Source organism: Geodermatophilaceae bacterium NBWT11 (genome assembly GCA_014218215.1).
Lineage (GTDB): Bacteria > Actinomycetota > Actinomycetes > Mycobacteriales > Geodermatophilaceae > Klenkia.
Genome location: CP043652.1, coordinates 4,259,891 through 4,273,051, shown reverse-complemented (window position 1 = coordinate 4,273,051; position 13,161 = coordinate 4,259,891). Strand labels below are relative to the sequence as shown.

Here is a 13,161-nt window from a genome sequence, read left to right as displayed (position 1 = left end):
AGCAACGGGTCCCGGTGTCGGACCCCGAGTCAGCGCAGCCTGCGGGCCAGCACCACCAGGGCCGCGGGCACCAGCGACGCACCGACCGCGGCGAGGGTCTCCACCGGCGCCAGCGGCTCGGTGCCCAGCAGGTCCGACAGCCCCGGGAGCAGGACCGCGGCCACGAGCAGCAGCAGGTTGACCCCGACCGCGACGGGGAGCCACGGGATCCCGCCGTCCGGCCGGGCCCAGGCCCCGGCCGGGCGCAGTGCGAGGGCCAGGGCCAGCTGGGCGACGGCGAGGGTGACGAACAGCTGGGTCTGCCACGGTCCGTCCGCGGCCCGGGAGAGCCCGGCCACGGCCAGGCACACCAGGGTCACGGCCAGCCCGTTGGCCACCAGCTGGGTGACCAGCGACCGGTCCAGCACCCCGACCGCGGGGTCCCGGGGCGCCCGGTCCAGGACGTCGGGGGCGGCCGGCTCCCCGCCCATCGCGACCCCGACCGGGCCGTGGGTGAGCAGGTTGATCCAGAGCACCTGGGCCGGCACCAGCGGCAGGGCCAGGCCGATCGCCGGGCCGGCGAGCATGACCAGCACCTCGGCGAGCCCGCCGGCCAGGCCGTAGCCGACGAAGCGGCGCACGTTGTCGAACACCCGCCGGCCCTCGGCCACCGCGGCGGTCACCGTGGCCAGGCTGTCGTCGACCAGCACCAGGTCCGCGGCCTCCTTGGCCACCTCGGTGCCCCGCTGACCCATCGACACCCCGATGTCGGCCGCGCGCAGCGCCGGGGCGTCGTTCACCCCGTCCCCGGTCATCGCCACGACGTGCCCGGCGGCCTGCCAGCCGGTGACCAGCTCCAGCTTTCCGGCCGGTTCGACCCGGGCGTGCACCCGCTCCGCGGGCCCCTCCCCCGCCCGGAGCACCCCGACCCGGCGGGCGACGGCGGCGGCGGTGCCGGCGTGGTCACCGGTGACCAGGACGACGTCGATGCCGGCGCGGTGCAGGGCCGTGACCGCGTCGGTGGCCTCCGGGCGCACCGGGTCGGCCATCGAGACCAGTCCGAGGAGGACGCCGTCCTCGGTGACGGCGAGCACCCGGGCACCGTCGTCGGCCCAGGAGTCGGCGACGTCCCGGCCGGCGGCGCCTGCGGGCAGGAGCACGTCGGGTGCGCCCTTCACCAGGGTGCGCCGGGTGCCGTCGGGCTCCCGGTGCACCGTGGTCATCCGGCGCACCACCGCGTCGAAGGGCACCTCGGACTCCCGCGGGTGGGCAGCCCGCAGCGCACCGACGTCCCAGCCGGCGTCCCTGGCCGCACGCACCAGCGCGGTCTCGGTGTCCGCGGTGCCCCGGGCCCCGCCGGGTCCGGCCCCGGTCGGGTCGGCGTCGTTGCACAGCGCGGCCGCGGCCAGCAGGGCGCGCACGGCCGGGTTGTCGGCCGGCAGCGCGACGTCGCCGTCGTCGGCCGTCCAGACCCGGTCGACGACCATCGCGCCGCGGGTGAGGGTGCCGGTCTTGTCGGTGGCCAGGAGGGTCACCGAGCCCAGGGTCTCCACCGCGGGCAGCGACCGGACGACGGCGCCGCGGCGGCCCATCCGGCCCGCCCCGGCCGACAGCGCCAGGGTCACCACGGCGGGCAGCGACTCGGGGACGGCGGCGACCGCCAGGGCCACCGCGGCGACGACGGTGGTCTCCCAGGGCTGGCCGCGCAGCAGCCCGGAGGCGACGAAGAGCAGGCAGGCGACCGCCACGGCGAGCGAGATCTGGCGGCCCAGCGCGGCGAGCCGGCGCTGCAGCGGTGTCTGCGGGGAGCGGTGGCCGGCCACCAGCGCGGCGACCTGGCCGATCGCGGTGCCGGCACCGACCGCCACGACCACCGCCCGGGCTGAGCCGCGCAGCACGGTGGCACCGGCGTGCACCATCCCGGCCCGGTCGGCGGCCGGGGCGTCGGCCGCGGCGAGTGCGTCGGCATCGCGGTCGCTGGGCTGGGACTCCCCGGTCAGCAGCGCCTCGTCCACCTGCAGCTGGACAGCGGTGAGCAGGCGGGCGTCCGCGCCCACCACGTCCCCGGCCGCGAGACCGAGCAGGTCCCCGGTGACCAGCTCGCGGGTCGGCACCCAGTGGTCGGCGCCGTCCCGGACCACCCGGGCACGGGGGGCGACCAGGTCGTCCAGGGCACGCACCTCGCGCAGCGCGCGCCGCTCCTGCACCACACCCAGCACCGTGTTCACCGTGACCACCAGCAGGATCGCCGCCGTGTCGACGAGGTCGCCGGTGACCGCGGTGAGCACCGCCGCACCGAGCAGCACGAGCACCAGCACGTCGGTGAGCTGGCCCAGCACCGACCGCCACAGCGGGGGCGCCGGGTGCACCGGCACCTCGTTGGGCCCGTCCCGGGCGAGTCGGCGGGCCGCCTCGGTGGCGGTCAGCCCGTGCCCGGGGTCCGACCCCAGGTCGTGGACGACGTCGGCTCCGGGCCGCTCCCAGGCCCGGAGCCCGCTGTCGGTCACGACGGTCACCGGGTCGTGGCCCCGGCCGTCAGCTCGACCCCGATCGCCGTCCCCCAGGCGCGGATCGCCGGCCAGTCCCGGCCGTCGCCGGTGCCGGCCCGGAACAGCCGGGTGACCAGTCGTTCGACCGCGCTCAGCCGGTCGCGGTCCAGCAGACCGGTGAACACCCGGTGCTCCCGGGCCTTGGTGAGGGCGAGCTCCTCGTCGACGTCGACCAGGTCGGCGTCCGGGCGCGGCGGGTCGCCGACCGGGCCGCTGGAGAACAGCCAGACCGGGCGTCGCCCCAGTTCGACCGCGCAGCGTTCGACGGCGTCCCGGGCCTCCCGGGTCCACCGGCCGGCGTAGACGGCGCTGCCCAGGACGACCGCGTCCCAGCCGGCCACGTCGGGCACGTCGACGACGTCCCGGACGTCGACCACCGCGGTGTCCCCCGACCCGGACCGGACGGCGTCAGCGAGGCAGCGGGCGATCTCGGCGGTGGCCTCGTGCCGGCTGGAGTACGCGACGAGCACCCGGGGCGCTGCGGTCACCGGACCCTCCGCGGTGCCTGGACCGTGCGGTGCGTGGAGGAGAACCGGGCCGCCCGCCGCCGCAGGTGCCGGCGGGGGTCACGGGGTCGTGCCGGGCCGGGCCGGCGGGCGGTGGCGTAGAAGGCGGCCTTGCCGACCTCGATGAGCAGCAGGTAGCCCACGACGAACCCGACCAGGACCGCGTAGTAGACGCCGGGCAGCGGGGTGAAGCCGAGGGCCTGCGCCAGCGGGGTCGCCGGCAGCACCGCCCCCACCGTGACGACGCCGACGGCGGCGAGCACCAGCGGGAGCGAGGGCCGGCTGCGCCAGAACGGCACCCGCCGCGTGCGGATGGCGAGCACCACCAGCGTCTGGGTGGCCAGGGACTCCACGAACCAGCCGGTGCGGAACTCCGTCGGGCCGGCGTGCAGCACGGTCAGCAGGACGACGAACGTGAACGCGTCGAACAGCGAGCTGAGCGGGCCGAACACCAGCATGAACCGCCGGATGAAGGCCAGGTCCCAGTGCGCGGGCCGGCGCACCTGCTCGTCGTCGGCGTGGTCGGTGGGGATGGCCAGCTGGCTGGTGTCGTAGAGCAGGTTGTTCAGCAGGATCTGGCTGGGCAGCATCGGCAGGAACCCCAGGAACAGCGACGCGCCGGCGGCCGAGGCCATGTTGCCGACGTTGCTCGAGGTGCCCATCAGCACGTACTTGACCGTGTTGGCGAAGATCCGGCGCCCCTCGGCGACCCCGTCGGCCAGCACCCCCAGGTCCTTCTGGAGCAGGATCACGTCCGCGGCGTCCTTCGCGACGTCGGTGGCGCTGTCCACCGAGATCCCGACGTCGGCCCCGTGCAGGGCCAGTGCGTCGTTCACGCCGTCCCCGAGGAAGGCGACCCCGCCCCCGGTGCGACGCTGCACGGCCACGATCCGGGCCTTGTCCTGCGGGCCCACCCGGGCGAACACGGTGGTCGTGGGCAGCGCGGCGGCCAGCTGGTCGTCGTCCAGGCCGGCGAGGTCGGCGCCGGTGAGCACCGTGTCGTCGAGCCCGAGCTCCCGGCAGACGTGCGCGGCGACCGGGGCGGCGTCACCGGTGACGACCTTGACGGAGATGCCGAGCGCGGCGAGGCGGGCGAGCGCGGCCGCGGCGTCGGCCTTCGGCGGGTCGCTCGCCACGAGCAGCCCCCGCAGGGTCAGGCCGTGCTCGTCGGCGGTGGTGAGCAGGTGCCCGGCCGGCACCGTCCGCGTGGCGACGGCGACGACCCGGTTGCCGGCCGCGAACTCCGCGCCCAGGGCGGCCGCCACCCCTGCGGGGACGGCGGTGCAGCGGTCCAGCACGACCTCGGGGGCGCCCTTGGTGACCACCACGCAGGTGCCGTCGGCGGTGCGGACCAGCGCGGAGACGAGCTGCCGGGCGTGGTCGAAGGGCACCAGGGCGAGGCGCTCGCTCACCTCGCCCGGGGTGGCCGCCGCCCAGAGCGCCCGGTCCAGGGCGTTGCCACCGGTGCCGTCCACGGTCTCGGCGGCCCGCAGGCCCCAGCGAAGCACCTCGTCAGCGCTGTTCCCGCGAGCCGGGACGGCGCGCAGGAACACCGGACGGCCGGTGGTGAGGGTGCCGGTCTTGTCGGTGAGGAGGACGTCGACGTCCCCGAGGTCCTCGATGCAGACCAGCCGCTTGACCAGCACGTGCCGTCGGCGCAGCCGTCGCGAGCCGGCGGCCAGGCTGCTGGAGACCACGGCCGGGAGCAGCTGCGGGGTGATGCCGACGGCGATGGCCAGGGAGAACAGCACGGCGTCCAGGAGCGGGCGGCCGAGCACCACGTCGACCACCAGCACCACTGCCGACAGCACCCCGGCGACCCAGGCGAGGAGCACCGAGAAGTCGCGCAGCCCGACCTGGAAGCGGGTGTCCAGCGGGTGGGTGTCCAGGCCGGCCGTGACGCTGCCGAACTCGGTGCGGGCCCCGGTGGCCACCACGACGCCGTGCCCGCTGCCGGCGGCGACCACGGTGCCCATCAGCGCGCAGCAGGTGAGCTCGGCCAGTGGCGTGCCGGTCGGCACCGGCTCGACGCCCTTGGCCGTGGGCACCGACTCGCCGGTCAGCACGGACTCGTCGCACTCCAGCCCGGTCACCGCGAGCAGCCGCAGGTCGGCCGGGACGACGTCGCCCAGGCCGATGTCGACCAGGTCACCGGGCACCAGCCCGGTCACGTCGACCTCGTGCCGACGGCCCTGGCGCAGTGCCACGGTGGTGTGCCGGACCTGGTCGTGCAACGTCTCGGCGGCCTTCTCGGCCCGGTACTCGTTGCCGAAGCCGAGACCGACCGACAGGGCGATGACGACCGCGATGGTGGCGGCCCCGCCGCGCTCCCCCACCGCCGCGGACACCAGCGCCGCCACGAGCAGCAGCCCCAGCAGCGGTGAGGCCAGCTGGTGCCACAGCGCGGGCAGCGCCCGGGCGCGGTGCGAGGTGACGGCGTTGGGCCCGGACCGGGCGCGGCGGGCGTCCAGCTCCCCGTCGCGCACCCCGACGGCCGGGTCGACGTCCAGGGCGCGCAGCGTGCCGGCGGTGCTCCAGGTGGCGGCGTCGGCGGTCGCGGACGTCGGCGGGCGGGTGGCGAGGGCGGTCATCGGTGCTCCTCGCCTGTCTCGGTGGTGACGACCGGCCACCAGGGTGCGTGGACGCGGCCCGGGCCGACAGGGCCCTCCGACCCCCTGGCCGGGGCCCGGCGACCCCGTCGCCCACGACCGGCCGCGCGGCACCGTCGCGGGCATGTCGTCGGCCTCCCCCGTGTCCTCCGCGCTCGACCCCGCCGACCCGTACCCGGTGGAGGAGCTCGAGCTGGACCTGCGGTGGTGGGCCGCGGCCAACCTGCTCACCGTCGGTCAGATCCACCTGACCGAGAACGCCCTGCTCGACCGGCCGCTCACGCACACCGACGTCAAGCCGCGGCTGCTGGGCCACTGGGGCACCTCACCCGGGCTGTCCGCGCTGTACGTGCAGCTGAACCGGCTGATCCGCCGGACCGGGCAGGAGGTGCTCTACGTGACCGGCCCCGGTCACGGCGGGCCGGCCCTGGTCGCCTGCACCTGGCTGGAGGGGACCTACAGCGAGCTGTACCCGGCGGTCGGCCCCGACGGGGCCGGCGTCCGGGCGCTGGTGCGGCAGTTCTCCACCCCCGGCGGCATCCCCAGCCACGTCGGCGTCCCCACCCCGGGGTCGATCCACGAGGGCGGCGAGCTCGGCTACGCCCTCGTGCACGCCGCCGGCGCCGCCTTCGACCACCCCGACCTGCTGGTCGCCTGCGTGGTCGGGGACGGCGAGGCCGAGACCGGTCCGCTGTCGGGGTCGTGGAAGGTCCCGGCGTTCCTCGACGCCCGCCGGGACGGCGCCGTGCTGCCGGTGCTGCACCTCAACGGCTACAAGATCAGCGGCCCGACCGTGTGGGGCCGCTCCTCCAACGAGGAGGTCTGTGCCTACCTGGCCAGCCAGGGCTGGGCGCCGGTCGTGGTCTCCGGGGACGACCCGCGGCTGGTGTTCACCGACCTGCAGGCGGCGCTGACCGCCGCACACACCCGGATCGGGGAGATCCAGGCCCACGCCCGCAGCGGCGGGGAGGACCTGCGGCCGGGGTGGCCGGCGATCGTCCTGCGCACCCCCAAGGGCTGGACCGGGCCCGACGTGGTCGACGGGATCCAGGTGCAGGGCACCCAGCGCTCCCACCAGGTGCCGCTGACGGGAGTGCAGACCGACGACGCGCACCTGGCGCTGCTGGAGGACTGGCTGCGCAGCTACGACCCCGACCAGCAGTTCCCCGGCGGCCGGCTGGCCCCCGAGCTGGCCGCGCTGGCCCCGCTGGGCGACCTGCGGATGGGCTCGACCCCGTACGCCAACGGCGGCCGGCTCCGACGTCCCCTGGACCTGCCCGCCCTGGCCGGCTACGCCGTCGACGTCCCCAGCCCCGGGACCGTCTCCCGGGAGACCACGCACCCCCTCGGCGAGCTGCTCGCCGAGGTCTACCGGCGGACGACGACGCCCGACGGCGGCGGCACCTTCCGGTTGTTCAGCCCGGACGAGACCGCCAGCAACCGCCTGCAGTCGGTCTTCGACGTGACCGACCGGTGCCTGCAGGCCGAGGTGCTGCCCACCGACGACCACCTCTCCCCGCACGGCCGGGTGATGGAGGTGCTCAGCGAGCACCTGTGCGAGGGCTGGCTGGAGGGCTACCTGCTCTCGGGCCGGCATGGGCTGTTCGCCACCTACGAGGCGTTCGCGATGGTCAGCGCGTCGATGGTGGTGCAGCACGTCAAGTGGCTGCAGCACGCCGCCGCGGTGTCCTGGCGGGAGCCGGTGTCCAGCCTGACCGTGCTGCTGACCAGCACGTGCTGGCGCAACGACCACAACGGGTTCAGCCACCAGGGCCCGGGGCTGATCGACACCGTCCTGCCGCTGTCCCCCCAGGTCGTGCGGGTCTGGCTGCCGCCGGACGCCAACTGCCTGCTGTCGATCGCCCGGCACTGCCTGCAGAGCACCGACCACGTCAACCTGGTCGTGGCCGACAAGCAGGAGCACCTGCAGTTCCTGACCCTGCCCGAGGCCGAGGCCCACTGCGCGGCCGGGGCGTCGGTGTGGCGCTGGGCCGGCACCGAACGCACGACCGGCGACCCCGACGTCGTCCTCGCCGCGGCCGGCGACGTCCCCACGCTGGAGGTGCTGGCCGCCGCCGAGCTGTTGCGGCACGGGGTGCCCGACCTGGCGCTGCGGGTGGTGAACGTGGTCGACCTGATGGCCCTGCTGCCCCGTGCGGTGCACCCGCACGGCTTCGACGACGACGTGTTCCGCTCGCTGTTCACCGACACCGTCGACGTGGTCGTGGCCTTCCACGGCTACCCGCGGGCGGTGCACCAGCTCCTGCACGGGCGACCGGACACCGACCGCTTCCACGTGCGCGGCTTCGAGGAGCAGGGCACCACCACGACGCCCTTCGACATGGTCGTGCTCAACCGGATGAGCCGCTACCACCTGGTGCTGCTCGCCCTCGCCCACGCCCCGGCGGGTCTGACCGGCGCCGACGAGCTGGCCGCGACCTGCCGGGACCAGCTCGCCCGTCACCACGCGTACGTCCGGGAGCACTTCCAGGACCTGCCCGAGATCCGCGAGTGGACCTGGTCCGGCTGACCGCCCCCCTCGCTCGGCGTTGATCAGCTCCGACGAGCACCGTGCGTCCTCCTCCACCGGCGTCGGTGGAGGAGGACGCACTCTGGTCGTCGACCCTGATCAACGCCGGGGGGGGGTGGCGGGTGGGGTCGTCACAGCGACCCGGTGGGGGCCAACGGCACTGGGGACGACGGCCCGGAGTCGGGACGCTGGGGCCATGACCCTGCCCGCGGCACCCGCTGCCGCCACGACAGCACCGGTGGTGGCCGCGGTGGACGGTTCCCCCGCCTCGCTGGCTGCCGCGCACGCCGCGGCCCGGACCGCGCAGCAGCTCGGTGCGCCGCTGCGGCTGGTCCGGGTGGTGCCGCTGCCCAGCGAGGACCCGGTCGACGAGCGCGGCAACGGGGTGGCCCTGCAGCACGCCGGGGTGGAGCTGGACCGGCTGCGCGGCGAGCTGGCCACCCTGCTCCCCGGCCAGCAGGTCACCGCCGCGGTGCGACGGGGCGGCACGGCGGAGGAGCTGACGGTCGAGTCGGCGACGGCCGAGCGGGTCGTGCTGGGCGAGCACACCGGCGGCCCGGGCCTGGGCGCTGTGGGAGATGAGCTCGTCCGGCACGCGCACGCGCCGCTGCTGCTGCACCGCGGGACCGGCCGCCCGGCCGGCTCCGTCGTGGTCGGCCTGGACTGCCTGCCCGGCACCGAGGTGCTGCTGCGGGTCGCCGCCGACGAGGCGTGCCTGCGCGGCGCCGTGCTGCACGTCGTGCACGGCCGGATGTCGCGGCTGTCGACCCCCGGGGTGCTCACTGCCGAACAGCGGCTCCTCGAACGGCTCGTCGACCGGGTCCGGCACCACCTCCCTCTCCTGCGGGTGCACGTGGAGGCCCGGGCGGCCAACGCCACGACCCTCGTGCTGGAGGCCGCCACGGCGGCGCAGGTGCTGGTGGTCGGCCGGCGCGTGCGGGGCGCGGGCCGGCCCACCTCGAGCACCGGGTCCACCCTCCTGCTGCGCGCGTCCTGCCCGGTGCTGGTGGTGCCCGGGGACGACGCCCTGCAGCAGGCCCGATCCACGGCGGAGGCCCGGGAGCTGGTCGGCCGGTGACCGGGTCGAACGGCGGGCGGTCCGGGACGTCGGACCCTCGTCACCGGGGCGCCTTGCGGGCAGGGTCACCGGCATGACCTCGGAGAACGACGACCGACACCGCTGGACCGACCCGAGGACGCGAGCCACCGACGGGGCGCTCCCCGTCGCCACCGTCTCCATGACCGGCCCCGACCAGGTGTCCGTGGTCAGCGGCGGGGTGACCGTCGCCCAGGCCGACGTGGTCGCCGGGCCCCAGGTCGTCGTCCGGTTCTGGGTCGCGGCCCACGCCCTGACCGCCGACACCCGCGGGGAGCTCGTGCGCACCGCCTTCACCCACGCGTCGCTGGCGCCCCGGCAGCGCGTGCTGGCCACGCTCCCCCACGAGGACGCCGGCCTGATCGCCGAGCTGCGCAGCCACCTGTCAGTGACCAGCACCCGCGTCGCTGGCTCGACCTGTCTGCTGGAGGGCCTGGTCGCTTGAGCCGCCCCTCCCCCACCCGAGCTGTCCGGACGGGGGCCGGCGCGCCCGCTCAGTGCAGCGTGAGGCTGATGCAGGCCACGTCGTCGAGCCGGTTGTCGGCCAGCGTCATCGCCGCGCGGGTGACGGCCGAGGGGTCCGGCCGCGGGCCCAGGGCGGCCAGCAGCGCGAGGAGGTCGGCGGTGCCCTCGTCCAGGTCGGCCCCGCGGTGCTCGACCAGCCCGTCGGTGTAGGCCAGCACCGTGGTCCCCCGGGGGACGTCGACCACGGTGGAGGACCGGGTCCGTTCGGTGGTGACGCCGAGCATCAGCCCGCGGACCTCGTCGAGCTGCCGGACGGCGCCGTCGGGCGCACACACCACCAGCGGGGGGTGACCGGCCGTCGCCACCTGCAGTCGCCACCCGCCGCCGTCGGGCAGCCGGACCGCCCGGGCGTAGGCGAGGGTGGCCAGGGTCTGCAGCCGGAGGCCGAGGACCAGGCGGTCCAGCCGGTTGAGCACTGCGGCGGGGTCGGGGTCGGGCGCCTCGAAGGCGCAGGCCCGCAGCAGCCCGCGGAGCTGGCCCATGTGCGCTGCGGCGTCGATGTCGTGCCCGGCGACGTCCCCGATGGCCAGGGCCACGGAACCGTCGGGCAGGTCGATGAGGTCGTAGAAGTCCCCACCGACGGCCGCGGTGGACGACGCCGCCTGGTAGTGGGCGTGCGCGGTCACCCCGGGGACGACGGGCAGTGCGGGCAGCAGCGACCGCTGCAGCGTCTCGGCGACGGAGAACTCCTGCTGGTACAGCCGGGCGTTGTCCATGGCCATCGCTGCCCGTCGTCCCAGGTCGGTGGCCACGCCGACGTCCTCGCTGTCGGGCGGGCCGTCCGCGGAGACCAGGGTGAGCACGCCGAGGGTGCGCCCCCGGGCCACCATCGGGACGGTCAACACCGAGTGCAGCCCCAGCCCGGTGGCCAGTTCGACCTCCTGCTCGGTGCGGAAGACCGCGGACGGACCGGTCGCCGTGACGTCGGGGTCCACCCGGGGCCGACCGGTCGCGACGGCCGCCTCGGCCGCCGACCCCGGGGCCACCGGCCGTCCCGTCAGCCCGGCACCCAGCCTCTCGAGCTCGTCCTCCCGTCCGGCGACGTGCGCAGCCGCCACCCCACCGACCGTGCCGGACTCGGTGAGCCCGACGGCCCAGGCCCAGTCCGCCAGGCCCGGCACGCACAACCGGACCAGGCGTCGCAGTAGCTCGTCGCCGTCCAGCGTGGCCGCCAGCTGGCTGGTGCCCTCGGCCATGAGCAGCAGCCGGTTCTGCGCCTGCTCGATGTGCCGTCGGGCCACCCGCTCGGCCTCCAGCGCCCGCAGCCGCTCGCCCTCCGCGCGGACCCGGGTGGAGACGTCGGCCTGCACGCCCACGTGGCTGACCAGCTCGCCGTCGACGTCGAAGACGGGGGTCACGGTGAGCTCGTTCCAGAACTCGGTGCCGTCGCGGCGCCGGTTCAGCACGGTGACGGTGGTCGGCCGCCGCTCGGCCACCGCGGCCCGCAGCTCGGCGACCGCGGCGGGGTCGGCGGTCGGGGCCTGGAGGACGCGGCAGTTGCGGCCGAGGATCTCCTCCTCGGTCCAGCCGGTGACCCGGGTGAACGCCGGGTTCACCCAGACGACCGGGTTGTCGGGCTGGCGCGGGTCGGTGATGACGAAGCAGACGTCGGTGGCCACGACCGCGTCCTCGCGGAGCTGTCGGATGGGGTCGGGGTGTCCCCGGACCGACGGGTCGGCGACAGGGAACGCCACCAGCGCAGGGGGCTGGTGGCGCTCCGCCGTCGGCCCGGGGTCACGGGGCCCGCCGAGGGGATCGGGGGGTGCGTCGGTCGGTGCCGACGCGGCGGACCGCGCCGCGGGCGTGCCCGTGGACGGGACGGCGGCGGCGGCGGGCGGGGTGCGGACGGACAAGGGGGCAGCGCGCCTGACTGGGGCGAGAGGTGCACGGACTCACGAGGGCACGCGCAGTCGTGTCGACGGGTCCGGACACGACCACGACCCTCGCTCTTGGAGCCGCTGTCGATCAGTAGAGCAGACCCGACACACCCGGGACAGCGGCCACGGCGCCGAACGCGGCCGGCCGGCCCTCAGCCCCCGGTCGATCCTGTCGGCAGCGAGCCCAGGAAGTCCTCGAACGCGGCGTCCACCCGGCTGCGGTCACCGGTGGTGGTCAGGTCCATCACCAGCCCACGGATGACGGCGAGGACCAGCGTGGCGAGCTCAGGTCGACCCAGAGCGGCCAGACCCTCCTCCAGGGGGGCGAACCAGTCCGTGGTGGCCTCCCGGCGGAAGCCGGGCCACAGCTGCTGCGCCGGGTCCTCGCGGAGCCGGTCGAACACGGCCAGGTAGCGCTGACCGGAGCTGCCGGTGATCCCGGCTCAGGCGCGGGCCAGCGTCGTCCGGTAGTCCTCCCCCGCGCGGGCCCGGAGCAGGTTCCCCCAGTCCTCCCGCTGGCGCAGCCGCGCCTGCCGCAGTACCGCACGCAGGAGCTCCTGCTGCGTGCCGAAGTGGTACAGCAGCATCCGGGGCGACGTGCCCGCGGCGTCGGCCAGCGGCTGCAGCCGGTCGGGCACCCCGTGGTCGAGCACGTGGTCGGTGAGGGCCTCGAGCAACCGCTCTCTGATCTCGGGCTGCTTACGTCGTCCCACGCCGGCACGTTTTCACGTAACGAGCGGTACGTCTAGCGTCCCCACGAGACGGCCCGACGGTGGAGGAGACCCGATGCGCATCGTGTTCGTGCACGGCGCCTGTGTGCGCGACGGGGCCTGGTGGTGGCACCGCACCGACGAGCTGCTGCAGCGCCACGGGGTGGTCAGCCTCGCGCCCGCCCTGCCCAGCTGTGGCGAGACCGGCCGGGCGGCCGGACCGGACGGCCCCGGACTGGCCGAGGACGTCGCGGCCGTCCGGGCGGTGCTGCAGAGCAGCGACGAGCCCACGGTCGTGGTCGCGCACAGCTACGGCGGGATCGTGATCGCCGAGGCCGCCGCCGGGGTGACCTCGGTACGCCGACTGCTGCTGGTGTCCAGCTACCTGCCCGAGGTCGGGGAGAGCCTCGCGACGTTCGGCGGCCCCGACCCCGCGCCCTTCCTCGACCCCGACGGCGGGTCCGGCACCCTGGGCGTCCGACCGGACTCCCTGGCCGACACCTTCCTGCAGGACTGTCCCGACGTCGTCCCCGCCGCCCTGGAGCGGTTGGCCCGGCAGAGCCTAGGCGTGGTGGGCGCGCCGGTCCGGGCCGCGGCCTGGCACGACGTGCCCACCACGTACCTGGTGTGCACGGGAGACCGGGGCACCCCGGCCTCGGCGCAGCGGGAGTTCGCCCGTCGCGCCGACGAGGTCGTCGAGCTGGACGCCGGGCACCACCCCTTCCTGTCCCGCCCGCAGGCGGTCGCCGACCTGCTGCTGGACCGCCGGGACTGACCCGC

The 13,161-nt window shown here is 76.0% G+C and carries 8 protein-coding genes and 1 pseudogene; 4 read left to right on the top strand and 5 right to left on the bottom strand.

Going from position 1 to position 13,161, the window contains the following annotated elements; all coding sequences use genetic code 11:
- Positions 1-29: 29 nt before the first annotated feature.
- The 3 genes from F1C76_20700 to mgtA are packed head-to-tail and all read right to left on the bottom strand — an operon-like array spanning position 30 to position 5,625.
- Positions 30-2,819 (bottom strand): HAD-IC family P-type ATPase, encoded by a 2,790-nt coding sequence (locus tag F1C76_20700; protein ID QNG38641.1) that lies wholly within the window; start codon positions 2,817-2,819, stop codon positions 30-32.
- Positions 2,492-3,016, bottom strand: a complete 525-nt coding sequence (locus tag F1C76_20695; protein ID QNG38640.1) for a flavodoxin — start codon at positions 3,014-3,016, stop codon at positions 2,492-2,494. The genes F1C76_20700 and F1C76_20695 overlap by 328 nt, the downstream gene beginning before the upstream one ends.
- Entirely contained in the window at positions 3,013-5,625 is a 2,613-nt protein-coding gene (gene mgtA, locus F1C76_20690; GenBank protein QNG38639.1) for a magnesium-translocating P-type ATPase, read from the bottom strand. Before mgtA ends, F1C76_20695 begins: the two co-directional genes overlap by 4 nt.
- A 142-nt stretch (positions 5,626-5,767) precedes the next feature.
- On the opposite strand from mgtA, the gene F1C76_20685 reads away from it, so the two are divergent.
- From F1C76_20685 to F1C76_20675, 3 genes are all read left to right on the top strand, one after another.
- Positions 5,768-8,173, top strand: a complete 2,406-nt coding sequence (locus F1C76_20685) for a phosphoketolase family protein (protein ID QNG38638.1) — start codon at positions 5,768-5,770, stop codon at positions 8,171-8,173.
- Between the two features lie 196 nt (positions 8,174-8,369).
- Positions 8,370-9,251 carry a hypothetical protein gene (locus F1C76_20680; protein ID QNG38637.1) on the top strand — a complete coding sequence of 294 codons (882 nt, stop codon included), beginning with the start codon at positions 8,370-8,372 and terminating at the stop codon, positions 9,249-9,251.
- Between the two features lie 73 nt (positions 9,252-9,324).
- Entirely contained in the window at positions 9,325-9,714 is a 390-nt protein-coding gene (locus tag F1C76_20675) for a hypothetical protein (protein ID QNG38636.1), read from the top strand.
- Positions 9,715-9,763: 49 nt separating this feature from the next.
- Here the strand turns inward: F1C76_20675 and F1C76_20670 are convergent, their stop codons facing one another.
- Entirely contained in the window at positions 9,764-11,647 is a 1,884-nt protein-coding gene (locus F1C76_20670) for a SpoIIE family protein phosphatase (protein ID QNG38635.1), read from the bottom strand.
- Between the two features lie 176 nt (positions 11,648-11,823).
- Positions 11,824-12,384, bottom strand: a pseudogene (locus F1C76_20665) (TetR/AcrR family transcriptional regulator).
- 73 nt (positions 12,385-12,457) lie between these two features.
- Between F1C76_20665 and F1C76_20660 the strand changes: the two are divergent.
- Positions 12,458-13,156 (top strand): alpha/beta hydrolase, encoded by a 699-nt coding sequence (locus F1C76_20660; protein ID QNG38634.1) that lies wholly within the window; start codon positions 12,458-12,460, stop codon positions 13,154-13,156.
- Positions 13,157-13,161 lie beyond the last annotated feature (5 nt).